This window comes from Kitasatospora sp. NPDC088160, assembly GCF_044741445.1.
Lineage (GTDB): Bacteria > Actinomycetota > Actinomycetes > Streptomycetales > Streptomycetaceae > Kitasatospora.
Map to the genome: position 1 here is coordinate 213,359 of NZ_JBIUSS010000015.1, position 23,372 is coordinate 236,730.

At 73.0% G+C, this 23,372-nt stretch carries 18 protein-coding genes and 1 pseudogene; 9 read left to right on the forward strand and 10 right to left on the reverse strand.

What is annotated here, in order from left to right:
- Positions 1-19: 19 nt before the first annotated feature.
- The 3 genes from ACIOGZ_RS24255 to ACIOGZ_RS24265 form a co-directional block, all read right to left on the reverse strand.
- Positions 20-613: a TetR/AcrR family transcriptional regulator gene (locus ACIOGZ_RS24255; RefSeq protein ID WP_363584842.1), complete on the reverse strand. Its 594-nt coding sequence runs from the start codon at positions 611-613 to the stop codon at positions 20-22.
- Between the two features lie 95 nt (positions 614-708).
- Positions 709-1,392 carry a histidine phosphatase family protein gene (locus tag ACIOGZ_RS24260; RefSeq protein ID WP_400987214.1) on the reverse strand — a complete coding sequence of 228 codons (684 nt, stop codon included), beginning with the start codon at positions 1,390-1,392 and terminating at the stop codon, positions 709-711.
- Positions 1,393-1,496: 104 nt separating this feature from the next.
- Positions 1,497-2,414: an aldo/keto reductase gene (locus tag ACIOGZ_RS24265; RefSeq protein WP_400987216.1), complete on the reverse strand. Its 918-nt coding sequence runs from the start codon at positions 2,412-2,414 to the stop codon at positions 1,497-1,499.
- Between the two features lie 225 nt (positions 2,415-2,639).
- On the opposite strand from ACIOGZ_RS24265, the gene ACIOGZ_RS24270 reads away from it, so the two are divergent.
- Entirely contained in the window at positions 2,640-3,386 is a 747-nt protein-coding gene (locus ACIOGZ_RS24270; protein WP_400987218.1) for a rhomboid family intramembrane serine protease, read from the forward strand.
- A gap of 132 nt (positions 3,387-3,518) precedes the next feature.
- On the forward strand, positions 3,519-4,487 hold the full coding sequence (locus ACIOGZ_RS24275) for a D-2-hydroxyacid dehydrogenase family protein (protein ID WP_400987220.1): 969 nt from the start codon (positions 3,519-3,521) through the stop codon (positions 4,485-4,487).
- A 122-nt stretch (positions 4,488-4,609) separates the two neighbouring features.
- On the opposite strand, the gene ACIOGZ_RS24280 is transcribed toward ACIOGZ_RS24275, so the two are convergent.
- Complete coding sequence (locus tag ACIOGZ_RS24280) at positions 4,610-6,205, reverse strand: L-lactate permease (RefSeq protein WP_400843448.1); 1,596 nt, start codon at positions 6,203-6,205, stop codon at positions 4,610-4,612.
- Positions 6,206-6,439: 234 nt separating this feature from the next.
- The gene (locus ACIOGZ_RS24285) at positions 6,440-7,186 is read right to left on the reverse strand and encodes an IclR family transcriptional regulator (RefSeq protein WP_363584854.1); all 747 of its coding nucleotides are present in this window, start codon (positions 7,184-7,186) and stop codon (positions 6,440-6,442) included.
- A gap of 98 nt (positions 7,187-7,284) precedes the next feature.
- Between ACIOGZ_RS24285 and ACIOGZ_RS24290 the strand changes: the two genes are divergently transcribed.
- Positions 7,285-8,451: a pyridoxal-phosphate-dependent aminotransferase family protein gene (locus tag ACIOGZ_RS24290; protein WP_400987221.1), complete on the forward strand. Its 1,167-nt coding sequence runs from the start codon at positions 7,285-7,287 to the stop codon at positions 8,449-8,451.
- Between the two features lie 37 nt (positions 8,452-8,488).
- Positions 8,489-11,503 (forward strand): FAD-binding and (Fe-S)-binding domain-containing protein, encoded by a 3,015-nt coding sequence (locus tag ACIOGZ_RS24295; RefSeq protein WP_400987222.1) that lies wholly within the window; start codon positions 8,489-8,491, stop codon positions 11,501-11,503.
- Between the two features lie 74 nt (positions 11,504-11,577).
- On the opposite strand, the gene ACIOGZ_RS24300 is transcribed toward ACIOGZ_RS24295, so the two are convergent.
- Positions 11,578-13,173 carry a M4 family metallopeptidase gene (locus ACIOGZ_RS24300; RefSeq protein ID WP_363589508.1) on the reverse strand — a complete coding sequence of 532 codons (1,596 nt, stop codon included), beginning with the start codon at positions 13,171-13,173 and terminating at the stop codon, positions 11,578-11,580.
- Positions 13,174-13,382: 209 nt separating this feature from the next.
- Between ACIOGZ_RS24300 and ACIOGZ_RS24305 the strand changes: the two genes are divergently transcribed.
- The gene (locus ACIOGZ_RS24305; RefSeq protein ID WP_400987224.1) at positions 13,383-14,711 is read left to right on the forward strand and encodes a hypothetical protein; all 1,329 of its coding nucleotides are present in this window, start codon (positions 13,383-13,385) and stop codon (positions 14,709-14,711) included.
- 50 nt (positions 14,712-14,761) lie between these two features.
- On the opposite strand, the gene ACIOGZ_RS24310 is transcribed toward ACIOGZ_RS24305, so the two are convergent.
- Positions 14,762-15,478: an AMP-binding protein gene (locus tag ACIOGZ_RS24310; RefSeq protein ID WP_363589512.1), complete on the reverse strand. Its 717-nt coding sequence runs from the start codon at positions 15,476-15,478 to the stop codon at positions 14,762-14,764.
- Positions 15,479-15,684: 206 nt separating this feature from the next.
- Between ACIOGZ_RS24310 and ACIOGZ_RS24315 the strand changes: the two genes are divergently transcribed.
- The 4 genes from ACIOGZ_RS24315 to efeU all read left to right on the forward strand — a co-directional run bounded on the left by ACIOGZ_RS24315 (position 15,685) and on the right by efeU (position 20,147).
- Positions 15,685-16,509 (forward strand): ATP-binding cassette domain-containing protein, encoded by an 825-nt coding sequence (locus tag ACIOGZ_RS24315; protein ID WP_363589514.1) that lies wholly within the window; start codon positions 15,685-15,687, stop codon positions 16,507-16,509.
- Between the two features lie 190 nt (positions 16,510-16,699).
- Entirely contained in the window at positions 16,700-17,848 is a 1,149-nt protein-coding gene (efeO, locus tag ACIOGZ_RS24320; RefSeq protein ID WP_400987227.1) for an iron uptake system protein EfeO, read from the forward strand.
- A 107-nt stretch (positions 17,849-17,955) separates the two neighbouring features.
- Positions 17,956-19,278, forward strand: a complete 1,323-nt coding sequence (gene efeB, locus ACIOGZ_RS24325; protein WP_363589518.1) for an iron uptake transporter deferrochelatase/peroxidase subunit — start codon at positions 17,956-17,958, stop codon at positions 19,276-19,278.
- Between the two features lie 35 nt (positions 19,279-19,313).
- Positions 19,314-20,147 carry an iron uptake transporter permease EfeU gene (gene efeU, locus ACIOGZ_RS24330; protein ID WP_363629891.1) on the forward strand — a complete coding sequence of 278 codons (834 nt, stop codon included), beginning with the start codon at positions 19,314-19,316 and terminating at the stop codon, positions 20,145-20,147.
- A 94-nt stretch (positions 20,148-20,241) separates the two neighbouring features.
- Here efeU and ACIOGZ_RS24335 read toward each other — a convergent pair whose 3' ends face one another.
- The 3 genes and pseudogenes from ACIOGZ_RS24335 to ACIOGZ_RS24345 form a co-directional block, all read right to left on the reverse strand.
- A complete protein-coding gene (locus tag ACIOGZ_RS24335; protein WP_363629893.1) occupies positions 20,242-20,514 on the reverse strand; it encodes a hypothetical protein in 273 nt (90 codons plus the stop codon).
- 144 nt (positions 20,515-20,658) lie between these two features.
- Positions 20,659-23,220 (reverse strand): ABC transporter permease, encoded by a 2,562-nt coding sequence (locus ACIOGZ_RS24340; RefSeq protein WP_400987229.1) that lies wholly within the window; start codon positions 23,218-23,220, stop codon positions 20,659-20,661.
- A 60-nt stretch (positions 23,221-23,280) separates the two neighbouring features.
- Positions 23,281-23,372 (reverse strand): annotated as a pseudogene (locus tag ACIOGZ_RS24345) (ABC transporter ATP-binding protein); the annotation flags it as partial.

Consider the following 23,372-nt stretch of genomic DNA (forward strand, 5'->3'; position numbering starts at 1 on the left):
GGCTCCGCCCCGCGACGCCCTACGCGGTGCGGGCGGCCGGCTTGGCGCCGAGCAGGTGGCGGACGGCGTGCAGCGCGTGGTCCAGCGGCTCGCGGCTGCGCCGGACCGACGCGAGCAGGACCGCGCCCTCCATCAGCGCCAGTGCCTGCCCGGCCGCCGTCGCGGCCTCGGCCGGCTGGAAGCCCTCGGCCTCCAGCCGGCCGGCCAGCACGCGCTGCCAGCTCTCGTACACCTCCGCGCAGACGGCGCGCAGCGGCTCGTTGGTGCCGGCGACCTCCAGGGCGACGGTCGCGATCGGGCAGCCCTTGGTGTAGTCGGAGCCCGCCAGTCGCTCGGCGAAGACCTCGGTGAGCCGCTCGGTGAGCGCTCCGCTGTCGGCGCCCTCGGCGGCCAGCGCGGCGAGCAGGTCCTCGACCTCCTGTCCGGCCTGGACTAGGGAGGCGGCGACCAGTTGGTCCTTGCCCTCGGGGAAGTGGAAGTAGAGCGAGCCGCGCGGTGCGCCCGTCGCGGCCACGATCTGGTTGAGGCCGGTCCCGAAGTAGCCCTGTGCCTCGATCAGCGTCCGGGTGCCGGCGATCAGCCGGGCCCGGGTTTCCTCACCCTTGACTCCCATGCGGAAAACAATAGACCGGTCTGCATATTCCTGTCGACGGGCCTCAGCGCCTGGCCTCAGTACCGGGCCTCAGTACCGCGTCTCAAAGCCGGGCCTCAGCACCGGGCCTCGGACGGGAAGCCGGTCCAGCACAGCTCGTCGGGCAGGTGGCGCATGTCGTTGTGGAGCAGCACGTAGGAGGGGCGGCCGGGTGTGTAGCGGATGACGGTCAGCGCCGCGTTGCAGGAGTTGAGGCCGAGCCAGCGCCAGGCAGGGGCGCTGAGGGCGTGCCGGACCAGCCAGCCGATCAGGAACGCGTGGGTGACGACCAGTTCGTGCCGGTCCTCGCCGCCCGCCACCGGACCGGTGAACCGCTGGACGGCCCGGCGCGCCAGCTCCGGGCCGCGGGCGCGCTCCTCCGCCGTGGACTGCGCGAGGAAGTCCAGCAGGTAGTCGGCGCTGTCGGCGGGCAGTTCGTGCCGCTCCGGGACGTACGGCACGTAGTCGCCGGCCTCCTCGCAGACCGTCGGGACCGCGCCGGCCTGCCAGCCGCCGCCCAACTGCCCGCCGCCCAACGGCTCGTCGCCCGGCCGCCCGCCGCCCAACTGCTCGGCGATCAGCCGGGCGCTCTGCGCGGCCCGGGGCAGCGGTCCGTGGTGCACGGCTGTGATGGGGCGGTCCGCCAGCCGCCGTCCGAGCAGGACGGCCTGTCGGCGTCCGTCGGCCGTGAGCCCGCTGCCGTCGGGCGCGGCCTCGCCGTGGCGGGTCAGGTAGAGGTAGCGGGTGGCGGACTCGGCCATGCTCCGGGACTCCTTCGTTCGTGTCGGCGTGCGTGCTCTCGTGCTCGCCGGTGATCCTGGGTTCGTCCCGGATCGACGCCGTCGCGGCCCTGCCCGGTTCCGGATCAGCCCGTGTGCGCCTCCTGGAGCAGTGCCAACTCCTCCGGGGAGAGGCGCAGCGCCCCGGCGGCGATGTTGTCCTCCAGGTGCGCCAGGTCGCCGGTGCCGGGGATGGCCAGGACGTGCGGGCCCTGGTGGAGCGTCCAGGCGAGGCGGACCTGGGCCGGGCCGACCCCGCGCGCCTGCGCCACCGCCCGGACCTGGGCGGGTTCGGCTCCGCCCGTGCCGGACTCCCGCCCGGCTCCGGCGATCGCGTAGAACGGGACGAAGGCGATGCCCTGCTCGCCGCAGAGCCGCAGCACGGCGTCCTGTTCGGGCGAGGCGCCGATGCCGTACGGGTTCTGCACGCACACGACGGGCGCCACGGCCTGTGCCTCGGCGAGCTGGTGCGGGTGGATGTTGGAGAGGCCGAGGTGGCGGATCAGCCCGGCCTGCCGCAACTCGGCGAGGGCGCCGAAGCGTTCGGCGATCGAGTCGGTGCCGACGATCCGCAGGTTCACCAGGTCGAGGTGGTCGCGGCCGAGTTGGCGCAGGTTCTCCTCGACCTGGCCGCGCAGCCGCTCCGGGGTGCGGGCGTGCTCCACCCACTCGCCGTCGAGCCCGCGGCCCGGGCCGACCTTGGTGGCGATCACCAGGTCGTCGGCGTACGGCGCGAGCGCCCGGTTGATCAGCTCGTTGGCGGAGCGCAGTGGGGAGAAGTAGAAGGCGGCGGTGTCGAGGTGGTTGACGCCCAGTTCGACGGCGCGCCGCAGCACCCGGACGGCCTGCTCGCGGTCGCGCGGTACGGCGTCGGGGACGAGCGCCCGGCCGGTCTGCGGCAGGCGCATCGTGCCGAGGCCGATCCGGTGGACGGTGCGGTCGCCGAGCGTCCAACTGCCGGAGGCGGCAGCGGTGACGGCGGCGGGGGTGGTGTCGGAGGTCATGCCGTCATGATCGCCACTGCACTGCCCCGACCGCCAGCGATTCGGGAATGTGTGAATCCCCGGGGAATCCACGGGGGCGGAGATGACGGCGGACCTGGCGGGACTGTGACAACCGTCATGCCGAGTCCATGATCACCCTCCCTGGTCCGGGGCCCCGCCCGACCGGGATGATGGGGCGCGTCGACGGGGCGGGAGCGCCCAGGGTCGGGTGAATGGGGGTCGGCGATGTCGCCGCACGAGATCGGGTTGTACGCGAGCGCCGCCGTGGTGGTCAGCGTGGGACTTCAGGCGCTGGTACTGGCCGGCTCCAACGTCGGTCAGGGAGTCGGCTCCGCAGCCGGCCCGGGAGCAGGAGCCCCGGCGGGCGCCGGGCCGGGCGAGGTGCTCGCCGTGGTCCGGGCCGCCCTGGCGCGGCGGCCCCGCGCCACCCTCACACTGTTCGCGGTGATGGCGGTGATGGCCGTGCTCCAGTACGCGGTGCCCGCCCTGGTCGAGGATCTGATGCGGCAGCCGGGAGCGCTGTCCGACGGGCAGTGGTGGCGGGCCGGGACGGCCCTGCTGGTGCAGTCCTCCGGGATCACGCAGATCGCGATGAACCTGCCGGCCCTGCTCGTGGTCGGCGCCGTCGCCGAGTCGGTCCTCGGGTGGTGGCGGACCCTGGCCGTCTTCCTCGTCAGCGGCGTCCTCGCCCACGTGGTGAGCCTGGCCGGCTGGTCGCCGCGCGGCGGCGGCGACTCCGTGGCCGTCTGCGGCCTGCTCGGCGCCCTGGCCGTCACCTGCCTGCTGCGCGGGAACACCCTGGGCCTCACCTTCAAGGGCACCTGGTACCTGCTGCTCATCCCCGCGGCCGGTCTGTTCCTGTGCGCGCTGCGGAACAACCACGGCGCCGGTCTGGTGGCGGGCTGCCTGCTCGGCCTGGCGCTCGCCGCCGGGACGAGGGCCAGGCCGACCGGGCAGCCCGCCGTGGCGTGACGGGGCTTGGCCATCGCGCGCCTCCCCGTGCTCCGGTGCCGGTGGTCCACCCCCGGGGCCAAGCTCGCAGACCCGCGGCTCGGACCGGGCCTGGCACGCCGGGCGCCGGTCGGCGTCTGGGAGAGTGCGGGCATGACACTTCGGACCCTTCGCTGCGCCGTCCTCGACGACTTCCAGGGCGTCGCCACCAGCATCGTCGACTGGTCGCCGGTCTCCGAGCGGGTGGCGGTGACCGCCTTCTCCGAGCACTTCGGGTCGGAGGACGAACTCGCCGCGGTGCTGGCCGACTTCGACTTCGTCGTGACCCTGCGCGAGCGGGTGCCGTTCCCGGCCTCGCTGTTCGCCCGGCTGCCGAGGCTCAGGCTGCTGGTCGCCTCGGGCATGCGGAACTCGGTGATCGACTACGCGGCCGCCGAGGCGCACGGCGTGACGGTCTGCGGGACGGCCAGCTCCTCCACCCCGCCGGTCGAGCTGACCTGGGCGCTGCTGCTCGGCCTGGCCCGCGGCATCGTGCCGGAGAGCACGGCGCTGCGCGAGGGCGGTCCCTGGCAGAGCACCGTCGGCGCCGACCTGCACGGGCGGGTGCTCGGGCTGCTGGGCCTGGGGAGGATCGGCGGCCTGGTCGCCCGGGTCGGACTGGCCTTCGGCATGGACGTGCTGGCCTGGAGCCAGAACCTCACGGACGAGCGGGCCGCCGAGGTCGGCGTGCGCCGGGCCGCCGGCAAGGAGGAGCTGTTGAGCGGCGCCGACTTCGTCTCGATCCACCTCGCCCTGGGCGAGCGCACCCGGGGGCTGCTCGGCGAGGCCGAACTCGCGCTGATGAAGCCCGAGGCGTACCTGGTGAACACCTCCCGGGCGGCGATCGTCGACCAGGACGCGCTGCTGGCCGCGCTCACCGGGGGCCGGATCGCGGGCGCCGCCGTGGACGTCTTCGACGTCGAGCCGCTGCCCGCCGAGCACCCGCTGCGCACCGCGCCCCGGCTGCTGGCCACCCCGCACCTGGGGTACGTGTCGCGCGACAACTACCGCCGCTACTACGGCGAGGCGGTCGAGGACATCGCGGCCTACCTGGCCGGCGAGCCGATCCGCCGCCTGGGCTGACCCCTGGCTGGGCTGACCCCTGGCCTGGGCTGACCCCTGGCCTGGGCTGACCCCTGGCCTGGGCCGATCCGCCGAGCCGGGCCACCGCGCCGACCGGCCCGGTCGGCGCGGCGGCGACTCGTTCACGGCACCATCCAGCCGAGGACCGGGGTGGACTGGAGCCAGGCGAGGAGGCAGAGGACGGCCAGGACGGCCAGGCTCCAGCCGATGATCTTGCGGAGGACCTCCCCCTCCCGCCCGTACGTCCCGACCGCGCTGGCGGCGATGACCAGGTTCTGCATCGCGACGGCCTTGCCCTGGACGCCGCCGGTGCTGGTGGTCGCGGCGGCCAGGAGGGGGGACAGTCCGATGTGCTGGGCGGCGGAGACCTGCATCGCACCGAAGAGCGCGTTGGAGGAGGTGTCGGATCCGGTGAGGGCCACGCCGAACCAGCCGGTGAAGCCGGAGAACAGGGCGAAGGCACCGCCGAGGCCCGCCAGCCAGGTGCCGATGGAGACGGCCATCCCGGAGAGGTTCATCAGGTAGGAGAGGGCGAGGACGCAGGCGATGGTCAGGGCCGCCCAGCGGATCTGGTGCAGCGCGTCCAGGTAACAGCGCAGTGCCCGCCGTACCGGCACCCGCAGGATGAGCGCGGTCAGGACGCCGGTGGCGAGGAGCAGGGTCCCGGCCGCGCCGAGCCAGCCGAAGTCGAAGGTGGTGACCGCCACGGGTCGGCCGCTCGGGCTGGTCACGTGGAGCCCGGGCCAGGGGAAGGAGACGTCCTGGTCCTTCACGAAGCCGGCGACGGGCCCGCCGTAGGACACCAGGGCGAACAGCGCGGTGATGATCGCGTACGGGAGGAAGGCCAGCAGGGTGTCCCGGCGGGGGGCGCGCTCCACGCGGGGCCGCGTTTCGGCGGCGGGGCCGTTCCGTCGCGCCCGGATCCTGAGCAGCACGATGACCGAGGCGAGCGAGGTGAGCGAGGCCACCAGGTCGGTGAGTTGGTAGGTGAGGTAGTTCGAGCAGAGGAACTGGCCGACGGCGAAGCCGGTTCCGGCGGCCAGGGCCACCGGCCACACCTCCCGGAGCCCCCGGCGCCCGTCGAGGAGGAGCAGCAGGACGAACGGCACCAGGGCCGCGATGACGGCGGACTGGCGGCCGACCATGGCGCCGAGGTCGGCCCCGGGGAGGGAGGTGACCTTGGCCAGGGTCTGGATCGGATTGCCCACCGAACCGAAGGCCGCCGGCGCCGTGTTGGCGAAGGCCGCGACGGCGGCGGCCTTCAGGGGGTCCAGTCCCAGGCCGAGCAGGATGAGCGAGGTGACCGCGATGGGGGTGCCGAATCCCGAGAGGGACTCGATCATCGCCCCGAAGCAGAAGGCGATCAGCACGGCCTGGATCCGGATGTCGCCGGAGAGGGACGAGAAGGTCCTTCCGATGACGTCGAAGTGTCCGGAGGCGCGTTGGAGGCGGTTGATCCACACCGCGCCGAGGATGATCCACACGATCGGGAACAGTCCGAAGGCGGCTCCCTCCAGTGCGCCGTCGGCGGCCTGGCCGAGCGGCATACCGTAGCCGGCGGTGGCGATCAGGAAGGCGGTGGCGAGCCCGGCGAGGGCGGCCCAGTGCGATTTCAGTCGCACCAGGCCGAGCAGGACCAGGAGGACGAGGAGGGGGGTCGCCGCGAGCAGGGCGGCGAGAGCGGGGTGTCCGAGCGGGTCTGGGACTTGGCGATACACGGGTGGGTCTCGCTTTCTCCAGTCGGCGATGACCGCGACGGCGAGAACGCTCGATCCACCCGGGTACGGACGATCGGCGCACGCACGTTTTCGCATCATGGAACCCGAGTTCCATCAGGCGCCAAGCATGGGATGTGCCGATACCGCCGTCAAGGGGGCGGGGTGCGGGCTCAGGATCGGGAGTGGCGATCCTGACGCATCGTCAGAAAGGCTTCGGGGAAGCCGAGTTCGCCGTCACCCGCGCGCTCCGAGCACGACGCCGAGCCGCTTCGCCGCCGCGTTGACCAGGGCTCCGTGCTCCGCCCGCGACTCGTCGGTGGCCCGGCTGGCGGGGACGTTGACGCTGATGCTCGCTACCGGCAGCCCGAGGCCCCCGATGACCGCCGCGGCGACCGCCGAGACGTCGGAGCGCCACTCGCCGCTGTTGGTCGCGTAGCCCCGGCGCCGGACCTCCGCCAACTCGTCCAGCAGCCGCCGTGGTTCGACGATCGTCGTGTCGGTGTACCGGGCCAGCCCCTCGGCGAGATAGCTCTCCAGCGCCTCGGCGGGGCTCGCGGCGAGCACCGCCTTGCCGTTGGCGGAGGCGTGGGCGGGCAGGTCCTGCCCGAGCGGAAGGACGATCCGCACCGGCTGGCTGGTCTCCAGCCGCTCCACCAGGATCACCCGGCCGCCCTCCGGCACGGCCAGGTGGACCGTTTCGCCGGTCTGCCGGCGCAGTTCCTCCATCACCGGCACGGCGGCGTCGCGCAGGCCCAGTTCGCCGGTGGCCTGCCGGCCGACCTGCAGCGCCTTGGCGGTGACCAGCCACCGCGTGGGTGCCCCGCCGGCCTGGCGCAGCCACCCCGCCGTGTGCAGGGTGAGCAGCGCCCGCTGCACGGAGCTCTTCGGTAGGTCCATGGCCCGCGCCAGCTCCGCGACGCCGATCGGCTGGCGCGCGGCGACCTCCTCCAGTACCCGCAGCGCGTTGAGCACGTTCTGCATCCTTGACCCCCTTCGAAGGTGGCGCCTACGCTCCACTATGCCGCTCCACGATACGACGTGCCGTCAGACGGCACAACCCTTAAGGGGGTTCGACGCGTATGTCCTTCCGTACCGGCCGCCACTTCCTCCAGATCCCGGGCCCCACCAACGTCCCCGACCCCGTGCTGCGGGCGATCGCGGCGCCCACGACCGACCACCGGGGGCCCGAGTTCGCGACACTGACGCTGCGTCTGCTCAAGTCGATCGGGCCGGTGTTCGGCACCTCGGGCCCGGTCGTGATCTACCCCGCCTCGGGGACCGGCGCCTGGGAGGCCGCCCTGGTCAACACCCTCAGCCCCGGCGACCGGGTGCTCTGCTTCGAGACCGGACAGTTCGCCGCGCTCTGGCGGGAGATGGCCCAGGACCTCGGCCTCCAGGTGGACCTGGTCCCCGGGGACTGGCGCCACGGTGCCGATCCCGAGGTGCTCGCGCAGCGACTCGCCGAGGACGCCGACCGGACGATCAAGGCGGTGTGCGTCGTCCACAACGAGACCTCCACCGGCGTGACCAGCCGGATCGCGGAACTGCGCCGGGCCCTGGACGGGGCGGGCCACCCGGCGCTGCTGCTGGTCGACGCGGTGTCCTCGCTCGGCTGCCTCGACTACCGCCACGACGAGTGGGGCGTCGACGTCACGGTGTCCGGCTCGCAGAAGGGCCTGATGCTGCCGCCCGGGCTGGGGTTCAACGCGGTCAGCCGCAAGGCGCTGGTCGCTTCGCGCACCGCCGGGCTGCCCAAGTCGTTCTGGAGCTGGGCGCCGGTCATCGAGGCGAACCGGAACGGCGCCTTCCCCTACACCCCCGCCATCAACCTGCTCTACGGCCTGGACGAGGCCCTGCGGATCCTCGACGCCGAGGGCCACGACAACGTCCACGCCCGGCACGCCCGGCACGCCGCCGCCACCCGGGCCGCCGTCCACGGCTGGGGCCTGGAGGTCCTGTGCGCGGACGAACGCGAGTACTCCGGCTCGCTCACCGCGGTCCTGCTGCCCGAGGGCCACGACGCCGACCGGTTCCGCGAACTCGTCCTGGAGCGCTTCGACATGTCGCTCGGCGCCGGTCTGGGCAGGCTCGCCGGCCGGGTCTTCCGGATCGGCCACCTCGGCCACCTCAACGACCTGACCCTCATCGGCACCCTCGCCGGGGTGCAGCTGGGCCTGGAACTCGCCGGGGTGCCGATCGACCCGGCCGGCCTCGGTGCGGCGCTCGACGTGCTCCGCCGCCCGTGAACGCCCCGGCACCCCCAGACACAGGAGTCAACCGGACATGACAGCGAGCAGTTCCGACGCCTCGACGGCCGGCCGCGGCCCCGAGCGCGCCGCCCGACCCGAGAGCGGCACCCGCCACGGCGACACCCGCGCGCTGGAGCACCGGCTCCGCCGCGACCTCGACGGCGAGGTCCGCTTCGACGACTACACCCGGCACCTGTACTCCCGGGACGCGAGCATGTACGCGATCACCCCGGTCGGCGTGGTCCTGCCCCGGCACGCCGACGACGTCCAGGCCGCGGTCGCCGCGGCGGCCGAACACGGCGTACCGCTGGTGCCGCGCGGCGCGGGCACCAGCCTGGCGGGGCAGACCGTGGGGCCCGGGCTGGTCCTGGACCTGTCCCGCCATCTGAACCGCATCGTGGAACTGGACCCCGAGGCCCGTACCGCCCTGGTGGAACCCGGCGTCGTCCAGGCCCAACTGAACCGCGCGGCGGCGCCGTCGGGCCTGGTGTTCGGCCCCGACACCTCCACCGCCAACCGGGCCACCATCGGTGGCATGATCGGCAACAACTCGGGCGGCAGCGGGTCGCTGCGCCACGGGATGACCATCGACCACGTCCGGGAGCTCGACGTCGTGCTCTCCGACGCCAGTCGGGCCCACCTCGCCCCGGTCGACGCGGCGGAGCACCGCCGGCGGGCCGCCCTGCCGACCCTCGAAGGTGCCGTCTACCGCGAACTCCCGCGGATCGTCCGGGCCAACGCCCGGGCCATCGCCGAGGGAACACCGGAGTTCTGGCGCCGCTCCGGCGGGTACCGCCTGGAACGGCTCGTCCGCGAGGGCGCCGAGGGCGCGGAGGACGCCCCCTTCGACCTCGCGAAGTTCGTCGTCGGCTCGGAGGGCACCCTCGTCATCGCCACCAGGGCCCTGGTCGACCTGGTGCCCAGGCCCGCGCACACGGTCATCGCCGTCGGCCACTTCACCTCCGTCGCCGGGGCCGTCGACGCGACCGCGGACGCCCTCGCCTGCGAACCCGCCGCGGTGGAGCTGATGGACCGGACGATCCTCGAACTCTCCCGGCGGAAGATCGAGTACGCCCCGCTCGGCGGCATCCTGGCCGGCGATCCCGGGGCGCTGCTGTTCGTCAGCTTCAGCGGGGACGACGAGGGCGAACTGCGCGGCCGGCTCCAGCGGCTCACCGCCCGGTGGGCCCGGCACGGCCACGGCTACCACACCCTGCACGCGGTGACCGCGAAGCAGCAGGAGGCCCTGCTCAAGGTCCGCTCGGCCGGCCTGGGCCTGCTGATGGCCGCCGGCGAGGGCACCCGCCGTCCGCTCGCCTTCGTCGAGGACACCGCCGTCGACCCGGTCCACCTCGTCGACTACACCCGCCGCTTCCAGGAGGTGCTGGACCGGCACGGCCTGTCGGCCGGCTTCTACGGGCACTGCTCGGTCGGCTGCCTGCACATCCGCCCCTTCGTGGACCTGACCGACCCCGCCCAGGTGACGACCATGCGGGCGGTCGCGGAGGAGATCCGGGACCTGGTCACCGAGTACGGCGGTGTCAACTCCAGCGAGCACGGCGACGGCCTGGCCCGCAGCGAGTTCAATCCGCTGCTCTTCGGGCGGGACCTCTACGAGGCGATGCGCGGTACGAAGCGGCTCTTCGACCCCCGGAACCTCTTCAATCCCGGCAAGATCGTCGACGCCCCCGCGATGACGGACCACCTGCGGGACCGGGCCCTGCCGCCCGCGCCCGAACTGCGCACCCGGCTCGCCTTCGAGGTCCTCGGCGGCATGCGCGGGGCGGCCGACCGGTGCATGAACATCGGGCTGTGCCGCAAGAGCGCCACCGGCACGATGTGCCCCTCCTACATGGCCACCCGGGAGGAGGAGCACTCCACCCGCGGCCGCGCCAACGCCCTGGTGAAGGCGCTCTCCGAGCCGGACCCCCGGCAGGCGCTGGGAGACGAGCGCCTGCACGGGATCCTCGACCTCTGCCTGATGTGCAAGGCGTGCAAGAGCGAGTGCCCGCTCGGCGTCGACATGGCCACGCTCAAGGCCGAAACCCTCTCCCACCACCACGACCTGCACGGGGTGCCGCTCAGATCCCGGGTGTTCGGCGCCATCCGCCTGCTCAACCGGCTCGGCTCGGCCACCGCGCCGCTCTCCAACCTCCCGGGGCGCAGCCGGCTCGTCCGCCGACTGCTGGAACGGAGGTTGGGGATCACCGCTGCCAGGCCGCTGCCGGCCTTCGCGCGGGACAACCTGCTGCGGTGGTTCCGGCAGCACGAGGGCGCGGCCCCGTCGGCCCCCCTCGGTGAGGTGACCTTCCTGGCCGACTCCTTCACCACCTTCACCGAGCCGGCCATCGGCCGCGCCGCCGTCGAACTGCTGGAACTGGCCGGCTGGCGGGTCCGGCTGGCGGCGCAGGGCTGCTGCGGTCGCGCGAGCCTGTCCAAGGGACTGCTGGACGACGCCAAGCGGCAGTCGGCCGACTTCGCCCGGGCCATCGCCGCGACGGCGGCCCCGGACTCACCGGTCACCGGCTGCGAGCCGTCCTGCCTGATGACGCTGCGGGACGAACACCTGGCCCTGCACCCGGACGACCCGGTGGTCAAGGATCTCGCGGGCCGGGTCCGGCAGGTGGAGGAACTGCTCACCGAGGCGATCGACGCCGGACGCCTCCGCCTGAGCCCCGAGGCCTGGCCGGCCGGTCGCCGACTGCTCTACCACGGCCACTGCCACCAGAAGGCCGAGGTCGGTACGGCCGCCACCATCGCCCTGCTGAACCGGATCCCCGGCGTCGAGGTGGTCGAACTGGACGCCGGCTGCTGCGGGATGGCGGGCTCCTTCGGTTTCGAGAGCGAGCACTACGAGGTGTCCATGACGGTGGGGAACGACCGGCTCTTCCCCGCCGTCAACGCCGAACCCGAGGACACCGTGATCGTCGCCACCGGCGCGTCCTGCCGCCAGCAGATCTTCCACGGGACGGAGCGCCACGCCTGGCACCCCGTCCAACTCGTCCGCGAGGCCCTGCTGACCGGCACCGCCCCCGCCCCGTCCGGCTGAGCGGGGTCCGGGGGCGCGAGGTCCGGGGGCGCGGCGGCCCAGGTCGCCTGGGCCGCCGCGCCGGACCGTGCGCGTCAGTTGACGTTGACGCCGCTCCAGGCCGCCGCGACGGCCTTGTACTCGGTGCTGTTGAGGCCGTACAGGTCCTTGGCCGCGCTCAGGGAAGCGGTGCGGGCGCCCTTGTAGGTGGTGGTGGAGGTCATGTAGACGGTCAGCGCGCGGTACCAGATCTTGGCGACCTTCTGGTTGCCGATGCCGGCCACCGTGGAGTTGTTGCAGGTGGGGCTGTTGTAGGTGTAGCCGTTGATGGTCTTGCTGCCGCTGCCCTCGCTGGCCAGGTAGAACCAGTGGTTGCCGACGCCCGAGGAGTTGTGCACGTCGAGCTTGCCGACCGAGCTGCTCCAGCAGTCCGCCGACCGGCCGTCGAGCGAGGGCTTGTCGAAGCGGCGCAGCCACGGCGGGGTGGACTGGTCGCTGAACAGGTAGTCGGGGGTGTCGACCTTGTTGTTGGCGTACCACTCCACCATGGTGCCGAAGATGTCGCTGGTGGACTCGTTGAGGCCGCCGGACTCGCCGCTGTAGCGCAGGTTGGCGGTGGCGCTGGTGACGCCGTGGGTCATCTCGTGGCCCATGGTGTCGAGGTCGACCTGCTCGGGGTCGGTGCTGCCGTCGCCGTCGCCGGTCATCATGCAGAAGCAGCTGTCGGACCACTGGGCGTTGTCCCAGTTGGTGCCGACGTGGACGAAGACGGTGGCGCCCTTGCCGTCGTTCTTGATGCCGTTCCGGCCGAAGGTGTTCTTGTAGTAGTCGTACGTCCAGGCGGTGTTGGCGTGGGCGTCGACGGCGGCGGTGGAGCGGTCGGTGGAGAACTTCTTCCCGTCGCCCCAGACGTTGGTGGTGCTGGTGAACGCGGTGCCGGAGCCGGCCTTGAGCGCGCTCGCCGCGACGTTGTTGGCGTCCTTGGTGACGTGGCCGCGGACCGAGTCCTTGAGGGTGTAGCCGCCGCCGCTCTGGGCGGTGGTGTCGATCGTGATGTCGCCGGTGTACTCGGAGTGGCCGGTGCCGGAGGCCTGGTGCTCGGCGTCGTAGGTCTCGATCTGCTCGCCGGTGGTGGCGTCGGTGACGACCACCTTGCCGGCCGGCTGGCCGTGCTCGCCGGTGCCCTCGACGGTGGTGCGCCAGGCGAGCCGGGGCGTGCCGTCGGCGGCCCAGACGACCAGTTCGGGCGTGCTGGTGGCGTCCTGGACGCCGGGCGCGGCCGTGAGCGCGGCGGAGGCGCCGGCCTGCGCGGGCACCTTCGGGACGGTGGATCCGACGGCGGCGTCGTGGGCGGCCGCGCGGGAGGAGTCCTTGAGCCGGCCGCGGGCGTCCTGGTGGACGACCAGGTCACCGCCGACCACCGGCAGGCCCTGGTAGGTGCGGTCGAAGCGGACGTGCTGGGTGCCGTCGGCGTCGAGGACGACGTCCTTGACCACGAGGTCCTGGCCGGCGCCGAAGCCGAACACCCCCGCGTTGTGGGTGACGTTGGCGCGGGCCTGGGATATCGCGGCCTCGCGCATGCCGGGGGCGGCGGAGGCCGTGCCGGTGGGGACGGCGACGGCGACGAGGGCGGCGACGACCGCGATGGCTCCGGCCGCGAGGGGGCGGCGGGAGGAGGAGGTGGGGCTCACTCGGACTCCAGTCGGGGTAGCTGCAGGGAAAAGAGCTGCGACCGACATTGACGGCGATCAGTCAGGTAGAGCTAGAGGAATGGTCATATCTTTGCCAAGTTGTGTCCTGTTCAAATCAAAAGTGAGCAGAAATCAACACCCGTGCCGCATATGGCCGATCGCGTTCCGACGCATGACGCACGACCTGACGAGGCCCTAGGCTCGCCCCCATGGACGGATGGGTGGGGGCCTGGACCGGTGGTCGGGCGGCTGTCCACGTGGGCAACGTCGCGGACTTCAACGAACAGTTCTTCGCCCCGGGCATGGACGCCGCCCAGCGCGCCCGACGGCTGCGGCAGGCACACCACTACGCCTGCCTGGCCACCTGCTACAGCCCCGAACCGGCACTGCTGGTGCTGCCCGCCGAGGTCGGCCCGGAGTGGACCGACTGGCTGGCCCGGGAGCTGGAGTGGGGCCCGGTCGAGGTGCACGGCGGCGTCGCGCCCGAGCGGACGGTCGCCCGGGCGCTCGCCGAACGGCCGGCCCTGGCCGCGCGGATCGCCGCCCTCGGCCGGCCGGTGGTCACCTGGGGCCGCACCGCCGCCCAGGGCGAGGGCCCCGAACTGGCCGCGGTGCACCGCTACGAGTCCAAGGCGGCGGCCCACGACCTGTTCGCCGAACTCGCCCCCGACCACCCGGGCGTCGTCGTCCCCCGGCAGGAACGCCCGGCCGGCCGGGGCCGGGCGGCCCGCCGGCTGACCGCCCGCGCCGCCCGGGGGCTGACCACCGTGCTGAAGAGCCCGCACGGCGTCGGCGGCTACGGCACCGTCGTGGTGGAGCCGGCCGACCTGTTCGCCGCCGGCGGCGGCCGGGCCCTGCTGCGGCGCCTGGTCCGCTCCGAACTCCTGCCCGCCCAGGGCGGCCTGCTGCTGGAGGAGCACGTCGACCCGGGCCCGGCCGCCCGGCTGCGCGACCTCACCTACGACGCGCTGGTCGGCCCCGACGGAGCCGTGCACCCGGTGGGCGCCGGCGACATGCGCGTCACCGGCACCCGCTACCAGGGCGTCACCGTCGGCCCCGACGCGGTGCCCCGGGGCGCCGCCGCGACGGCCCGCCGGTTCGCCCTCGCGGTGGGGGAGCGGCTGGCCGCCGAGGGCTACCGAGGCTGGTACGACGTGGACTTCGTCACCGACCGGCGGCGCCGGCTCGCCCCCACCGAGATCAACCTGCGGCTCACCGGCCCGGCCGTGGCCTTCATGCTGCGGGCCCGCCTCGACCAGGTGCGGGGCCCGGGCCACCTCGTCCGCACCCTGGACGCGATGCCGCTCGGCGCCCGGCTCGCCCCGGGCGCGCTGCACGACTACCTCGACCGGCTGCGGCCGCGCTGCGCCCGGCTCGACGTCACCCTCCTGCCGCTGATCCCGACGGCGGGCCACGACCCGGAGCCCGCCGTCGGCCTCGCTCTCGCCGGGCCGAGCACCGAGGCGCTGGACGCCGCGCAGGCGCTGCTCACGGCCGCGCACCACGGGCTGGCCGGGATGTTCGAGGCGCTGCGCTGACCGGTCGTCAGCGCAGGCCGTCAGCGCAGGTCGTCAGCGCCGAGCGGCCGTCACCGCCGGCGGTCCAGGGTGAGGTTGCGCGGGGCGACCACCAGGGTGGCGCCGGAGCCCAGCGCGCGGACCCAGTCGGCGGTGAAGACGTCGAACTCCAGGCTCGACGTCTGCAGGATCCGGTCCGCCGGGGACAGCCCGTACACCTCGTGCCAACCCCGGTACGCGGACAGCAGGTTGCGGTGCTCGACCAGGGCCCCGGCGGGCAGGCCGGTGGAGCCCGAGGTGTAGAGGACGCAGGCGAGGTCCGTCGGGCCGGCGGGTGCCCCCGGTGGGTCGGACGGCTCTTCGGTGAGGTCGGCCGTGTCCAGGCAGACGATCCGCGCCGGGCCCGCGTCGGCGAGCCGCACCCGGTGGCTCTCCTCGGTCACCACCAGGTCCGGGGCGGCGTCGGTCAGGACGTGCCGCAGCAGCGCGTCCGGCGCGCTCGGCTCCAGCGGCACGTACGCGGCGCCCGCCTTCAGCACCGCGAGCAGCGCGACGTACACCTGCGTGCCGCGGCCCAGGGCCACCGCCGCCCGGCCGCCGGGGGCCAGGCCGCGCGCCGCCAGGTGGCGGGCCAGGGCGTCGGCCCGCGCGTCCAGTTCCCCGTACGTCAGCTCGGCATCGCCGCAGCGGACGGCCACCGCCTGCGGTGCCTGCCCGGCCCGCAGTTCGACCAGCCCGTGCAGCGTGTCGGCCGCCCGGTCCTCGGCCGCTTCCCCGTCGGTCGGCATCGGCGCTCCCCTCGTCCCCTCCGAATGCCCAGATCATCCTCCCAACTCCCGCAGGGTGACAGGGTTCTGGAGCGTCCACTCCTCGGACGGCCCGGACCCGCGTGCGGTGACGGTTGTACTCTGCACGCAGACGGTCGGCGCCGGCCCGTCCGGTACGGCGCTTCGCCCGCGCCCTGTCCGGCGCCGCACCTCGGAGGTCCGCCCCCATGAGCTCGTCCGTCCCGTCCTTCGACGGCCCGCTGCTGCGCACCCAGGACGTGGACGTCGTACGTGACGGCCGCCACCTGCTGCGCGGGATCACCCTCGCCATCGAGCCGGGCGAGCACTGGGCGCTGCTCGGCCCCAACGGCGCCGGGAAGTCGACCCTGCTCGCCCTGCTCGGCGCGGTCTCCCACCCCACCCGGGGCGAGGTGGACGTGCTCGGCCGCCGGCTCGGCCGGGTGGACATCCGCGAGCTGCGCGCCCACCTCGGACACGTCAACCCCCGGCACCCGCTGCGCTCGCCGCTGAGCGTGCGCGAGGTGGTGCTCACCGGGCACACCAACACGATCGAGCCGGAGTTGCACCGCAAGCCCGGCCCCGAGGTGCTGGAGCGGGCCGAGCAGCTGATCGAGACGCTCGGCATGGGCGCGATCGCCGAGTCGGCGTGGACCACCCTGTCCCAGGGCGAGCGCGGCCGGGCCCTGATCGCCCGCGCGCTGATGCCGAGCCCCCGCCTGCTGCTGCTCGACGAGCCCGCCACCGGGCTGGACCTGACCGCCCGCGAGCTGCTGCTGGACAGTCTGGACCTGCTGCGCCACCAGCACCCGGAGCTGGCCAGTGTGCTGGTCACCCACCACCTGGAGGAGCTGCCGGAGAGCACCACCCACGCCCTGCTGCTGCGGGACGGGGAGTGCGTGGCGGCCGGGCCGGTGGACGAGGTGATGACCACCGAGCTGATCAGCGTGACCTTCGGCCACCCGATCCGGATCAGCCGGCACGAGGGCCGGTGGACGGCCCGGGCGGCCGCGCGGCGTACGCCGGGGCGCTGACGGGTCCCGGTCGGGGCGTGGGCAGGCTGGGCGGTCGGCCCGCTTCCGACGGGGGCGGGTATGGACGTAAAAAAGTTTTTACGTAAGGTATGCCTTAGCTAAGGCGGGGTTGTCGCTGGTTCGACGCCCCCACCGGTGCTCAGCCCTGCCCCGCCCTGGCACACCCATGCCCTTTTCCGTTGGAGCCCGCATGTCCGCCCGTCGCCGTTCCACCGCAGCCGCGCTGCTCACCCTCGCCGTGGCGACCGCCACCCTGGCGGGCTGTGCGGCGAAGAAGGACGACAAGGCGGGCGGCGCGGACGCGGTCAAGATCAACGCGACCGACACCGCCTGCGAGGTCTCCAAGACCAGCTTCCCGGCCGGCCACGTCGTCCTGGACATCAGCAACAAGGGCGCCAAGACCACCGAGGTCTACGTCTACGGCGCAGGCGACAAGATCATCACCGAGCGCGAGAACATCGGCCCCGGCACCAAGGCCACCATCAACGCCGAGATCAAGGCCGGCTCCTACGAGATCGCCTGCAAGCCCGGCATGGTCGGCGACGGCATCCGCCAGAAGATCACCGTGACCGGCGAGGGCGCCAGTGCCGCCGCCGCCGACCCGCGCCTGACCGCCGCCGTCGACGCGTACCGCACGTACGCCCAGCAGCAGGCCGACGCCACCATCCCGGCCGTCGAGGCCTTCGCCGCCGCGATCAAGGCCGGCGACGTGGAGAAGGCCAAGTCGCTGTACGCGCCGTCGCGCACCGGCTGGGAGCGCACCGAGCCGGTCGCCGAGAGCTTCGGCGACGTCGACCCCAAGACCGACACCCGCGAGGACAAGCTGGAGGCCGGCCAGGAGTGGACCGGCTGGCACAAGCTGGAGAAGTCGCTCTGGGCCGACGCCAAGATCGGCGACGACGAGAAGAAGCTCGCCGACCAACTGGTCAACGACCTCAAGGACTGGCAGAAGAAGATCCCCGAGGCCGAGATCACCGCGACCAGCATGGCCAACGGCGCCAAGGAGCTGCTGGACGAGGTCGCCACCAACAAGATCACCGGCGAGGAGGACCGCTACAGCCACACCGACCTGGCCGACTTCCAGGCCAACGTCGAGGGCGCGCAGAAGGCCTACGAGCTGCTGAAGCCGGTCGCCGCCGAGAAGAGCCCGGAGCTGGCCAAGACCCTGGACTCCGAGTTCACCGCGATCCAGGCCCTGCTCGCCAAGTACAAGCAGGCCGACGGCACCTTCACCTCCTACGACAAGGTCACCGAGGCCGAGCGCAAGACCTTCTCCGACGCGGTCAACTCGCTGGGCGAGCCGCTGTCGAAGCTGGCCGCCGCCGTGGTCGTCAAGTAACGACCGCGGCCCCACCCGAGCACCGTCCCCACCCCACCGACGCCGTGGCGGCCCGAAGCGGCCGCCACGGCATCGGCGAGTCAGCACAGAGAAGGATCCGCCCGCCGATGGACGCCGAGAACGCCAAGGGCACCGAGAACCCCGAGAACCCCGAGGGCACCGCGAACGCCCCCGCCGCTGCCGCCGGGGGCGCCGTCAGCCGACGGGCCGTGATCGGCTGGGCCGGCGCGGGCGTCGCGCTCGGCGCCGCCGCCGTCGGCTCGGTCGCCGCCGCCACCCGGCAGGACGACCCCGCCCCGGCGGCGGCCGCCCAGACCGGCGCCGAGGTGCCCTTCTACGGCGAGAACCAGTCCGGCATCGCCACCCCGGTCCAGGACCGCCTGCACTTCGCCGCCTTCGACGTCTCCGAGAAGGCGACCCGCGAGTCGCTGGTCAAGATGCTCAAGGAGTGGACCAAGGCCGCCGCCGCGATGACCGGTGGCCGCGAGGTCGGCACCGGCGCCGCCGACGGCCTGCCCGAGGCGCCGCCGGACGACACCGGTGAGGCCCTCGGCCTGCCCGCCTCCCGGCTCACCCTCACCATCGGCTTCGGCCCCACCCTGTTCGACCAGGACGGCGTCGACCGCTTCGGCCTCCGCGCCAAGCGCCCCGAGGCCCTGATCGACCTGCCGAACTTCAAGGGCGACAAGCTCGACCCGCTGCGCAGCGGCGGCGACCTCTGCGTCCAGGCCTGCGCCGACGACCCGCAGGTCGCCGTGCACGCGATCCGCAACCTGGCCCGGATCGGCATGGGCACCGTGAACATCCGCTGGTCCCAGCTCGGCTTCGGCAAGACGTCCTCCACCACGCCGGACGCCCAGACCCCGCGCAACCTGCTCGGCTTCAAGGACGGCACCCACAACATCGCGGGCACCGACGGCGCCGGGCTGGCCGAGCACGTCTGGGCCGCCCCCGGCGACGGCCCCGAGTGGATGACCGGCGGCTCCTACCTGGTCGCCCGGCGGATCCGGATGCACATCGAGACCTGGGACCGCGCCTCGCTCAAGGACCAGGAGGACACCTTCGGCCGCACCAAGGGCGAGGGCGCCCCCTACGGCAAGGCCAAGGAGCACGACGCGCCGGACCTCAAGGCGATGCCCGCCGGCTCGCACGTCGCCCTGGCCCACCCGGACGCCAACAACGGCCTGATGATCCTGCGCCGCGGCTTCTCCTTCACCGACGGCACCGACGGCCTCGGCCGCCTGGACGCCGGCCTGTTCTTCCTCGCCTACCAGCGCGACACCCGCAAGGCCTTCGTGCCGCTCCAGCAGCGGCTCGCGGCCGGCGACAAGCTCAACGAGTACATCCAGCACGTCGGTTCCGCCCACTTCGCCTGCCCGGCGGGCGTCCGCAAGCCCGGGGAGTGGTGGGGCCAAGCGCTCTTCGGCTGATCCCCCGCCCCGTTCAACCCCCCGAGGAGAGTGCCGTGTTCGGCAACTACCTGATCGGCCTGCGCGAAGGCCTCGAAGCCAGCCTGGTCGTCTGCATCCTGATCGCCTACCTGGTCAAGACCGGCCGCAGGGACAAGCTGCCGCCGGTGTGGATCGGCGTCGCATCCGCCGTGGTGCTCAGCATGGTCTTCGGCGCCGTGCTGCAGTTCGGCTCCTCGCAGCTCACCTTCGAGGCCCAGGAGGCGCTGGGCGGCTCGCTGTCGATCATCTCGGTCGGGCTGGTCACCTGGATGGTGTTCTGGATGCGCCGCACCGCCCGGCACCTGAAGACCGAACTGCACGGCAAGCTGGACGCGGCCATCGCCATGGGCACCACGGCCCTGGTGGTCACCTGCTTCCTGGCGGTCGGCCGCGAGGGCCTGGAGACCGCGCTGTTCATCTGGTCGGCGGTGCAGGCCACCAACGACGGCTACAACCCGCTGATCGGCGCCGCGCTCGGCCTGCTCACCTCGGTGGTGCTCGGCTGGCTGTTCTACCGCGGCGCGCTGAAGATCAACCTGGCCAAGTTCTTCACCTGGACCGGCGCGATGCTGGTGGTCGTCGCGGCCGGCGTGCTCGCCTACGGCGTGCACGACCTCCAGGAGGCCGGCTGGCTGCCGGGCCTGCACAGCGTGGCCTTCGACATCAGCAGCACCATTCCCAAGGACAGCTGGTACGGCACCCTGCTCAAGGGCGTGTTCAACTTCCAGCCGGACCCGACCGTGCTGCAGCTCGTGGTCTGGCTGCTCTACCTGGTGCCGACCCTCGCCGTGTTCTTCGGCCTGTTCGGCGGCAAGGCGAAGCCCGTCGCCGCCAAGCCGGCCGCCTGACCCCTCCGTTCGGCGAACCGCCCCGCCCCGTCCGGCACCCCGCCGGGCGGGGCGGTGTCGTGTGCGGCGCTATGTCCCGTACGGGCACGCGGCGCTATATCCCGTACACGCAGAGGAAGACGATGAAGGCGACCAGCCCGACGGCCGCGGCGATCCACGGGCCCGGCGCGAACTCCTGTCGGACGTACCCGGCGTCGTGCGTCTGCGACAGGTGCTCGGAGGCCTTCGCCTGCGCACCGAACGTCGCCGACCTGCGGTAGCCGCAGCTCTCGCAGACCACGCGCCGGGTGTTGTTCCGCCCCGAGACGACCTTCACCGCGTGCTGGTGCCCGTGCGGGTCCTCGCCCGTGAACCGGCTGGTCTCCATGCCTTGGCCCCCTTCGCCTCGCCCCTGTGCGCGCGAGCATCCTTGCACGCACCACCGACAGCCGTACCCCGGTGGGACCGGGATACGCCGGAGCCCCGGACGGTCCTCGACCGTCCGGGGCTCCGGCGCGCTTGCAGGGGGCGTCTACTCGCTCTTGATCGCGCCCAGGATGTCCATCCGGGCGGCCCGGTGGGCCGGCCAGAGGGCGGCCAGCAGGCCGATCACCGCGGCCGCGACCAGGAAGCCGACGATCTGCAGCGGCGGCACCACGGTGGTCATGTTCTTGAACGAGTCCGCCATCGTGCGGTTGCCCGCCCAGGCCACCAGGATCCCGAGCCCGATCCCGACCGCGCCGCCGAACAGCGCGATCAGCAGCGACTCCAGCCGGACCATCCGGCGGATGCCGATCCGGTCCAGGCCGATCGCCCGCAGCATGCCGATCTCCCGGCGCCGCTCGAACACCGACATCGCCATGGTGTTGACCACGCCGAGCACCGCGATCACCACGGCCATCCCGAGCAGCCCGTACATCATGTTCAGCATGCCGGTGATCAGCTGACGGTTCTCCGCCTTGATGTCCTTCTCGCCCTTGACCGCGATCAGCGGGTTGCCGCCGGTCGCGTCGCGCAGCGCCTGCTTCAGCTTCTCGTCCGCGCCGTTGGCGCCCTTCACCAGGACCTTCGCCGGGCCGGAGCCGGGCAGCGCGTGCGGGCCCACCACGTTGTCCGGGGCGATGATGTTGGCCAGCGCGCTGTTGGCCTCCAGCACGGCGCCGACGGTGAGCGAGCCCTTGGTCTTGTCCGGGTAGGTGACGGCCATGGTGTCGCCGACCTTGAAGCCGAGGCGTTCGGCGGTGCCCGAGCTCATCATCAGCTTGCCCTGCTTGAGGGCGTCCGCCGAGCCGTCCTTGACCTTGACGGTGGCCAGCTGGCCGATGGTCGCGGCGTCGACGCCCGTCAGGAACTCGTAGTCGGAGTCGCCCTTGTCGGTCGTCACCCGGATTTCGCGCATCACGCTCATGGCGCTGACGTCGGGCGCCTTGGCGATCTGGCTGGCGACCTCGGGGGAGAGCTTCGAGCCGTTCTGCATGGCGACCGTGAAGTCGGCCTTGAGGTCGTTCGCGGTCGCCGCGTCGACGGCCTTGTTCACCGAGGCGCCGACCACGGTCAGCGCGGTGATCAGGGTGACGCCGATGGTCAGTGCCGAGGCGGTGGCCGCCGTCCGGCGCGGGTTGCGGATCGCGTTCTCCTGGGCCAGCTTGCCCGGCGTGCCGTAGACCTTGCGCAGCAGCGGGGCGAACAGCGCGATCAGCGGCCGGGCCAGCAGCGGGGTCAGCACGAACACGCCGATCAGCAGGGTGCCCGCGCCGAGCCCGACCAGCTTGTACTCCTTGCCGCCCGCGCCCGCGGCCAGGGCGCCCGCGCCGGCCAGCGTGAACAGCAGGCCGATCGTGTTGCGCACCCGCAGACTCTTCTGGGTGGCCGGCTGCTCGACCGAGCTCATCGCGGCCACCGGGGCGATCCGGGCGGCGCGCACGGCCGGCAGCAGGGCGGACAGCACCGTCACCAGGACGCCGACGGCCAGGGTCACCGCGATGGTGAGCGGCTTGATCACCAGCGAGCCCTGCGGCATGGTGTCGTCCATCGCGCTGACCAGCGACTGCATTCCGGCGCCGATCCCGATGCCGGCGAGCAGCCCGGCCGCCGAGGCGAGCAGGCCGACCAGTAGTGCCTCGACCAGCACGGAGCGGGTGATCTGCCTGCGGCTGGCGCCGATCGCCCGCAGCAGTGCGAGTTCCTTGGTGCGTTGGGCGACCAGCATGGTGAAGGTGTTGGCGATGATGAAGATGCCGACGAACAGTGAGATGAAGGCGAAGACCATCAGGAAGGTGCTCAGGACCTTGGTGCCCTGCTGGATCATCCGGTCCTGCTCGGCGGCGAGCTCGCGCCCGGTCTTCGCCTCGATCGAGTCGCCCTGCGGGGCGGTCTGCTTGACGGCGGCGAGCAGCGCGGTGTCGTCCGCGCCCGGCTTGCTCTTGACGTCCAGCTCGGCGTAGCGGCCCGGGCTCAGGTAGAGCTGCTGGGCGGTGGCGGTGTCGAAGGCGGCCAGCGAGCCGCCGGCCAGCACGCGCGGGTCGTTGGTGGTCAGGGTGCCGGTGAGCTTGAGCTCCATCACCGGGCCGTTGACGGCGACCCGGACGGTGTCGCCGACCTTGTAGCCGCCCTTCTCGGCGGTATTGGTGTCCAGTGCGATCTCGCCCGAGCCGTGCGGGCCGCGGCCGTCGACCAGCGGGTAGCGCGGGTCGGTGCCGTCGGCGCCCGGCACGTAGTTGGTGCCGGTGGTGGAGAAACCGTTGCCGATCAGCGCGCCCTTCTTGTCGGCGATGCCGGCGAAGCCGCTGACCACGCCGCGCGCCTCGGCGGCGCCGGGCAGCGCCGCGACCGCCTTGCGGATTTCCTCGGTGAGGGCCGGGCCCTCGGAGTCCTCGCCCGTGTGGTCGTAGGCCTGGCGGGCGGCGTCGCGGTCGCTGACCGTGACGGCGATGTCCGTGTAGCTCTTGGAGTTCTGAGTCCTGAGCGCGTTGCCGAAGGTGTCGGAGAAGACCATGGTGCCGGAGACGAAGGCGGTGCCGAGCAGCACGGCGAGCATCGTCATGAGCAGTCGGCCCTTGTGGGCCAGCACGTTGCGCAAAGCGGTGCGGTACATGAGGGGGTGTCAGTCCTGGGGGTTCTCGAAGGTCGGGGGCGCCGGGGCCAGCGGGACGCTCTAGCTGGTGCGGCCCTTGGCGTCGAAGCGGCGCATGCGGTCCAGGACGGTGTCGGCGGTGGGGTGGTGGAGTTCGTCGACGATGCGGCCGT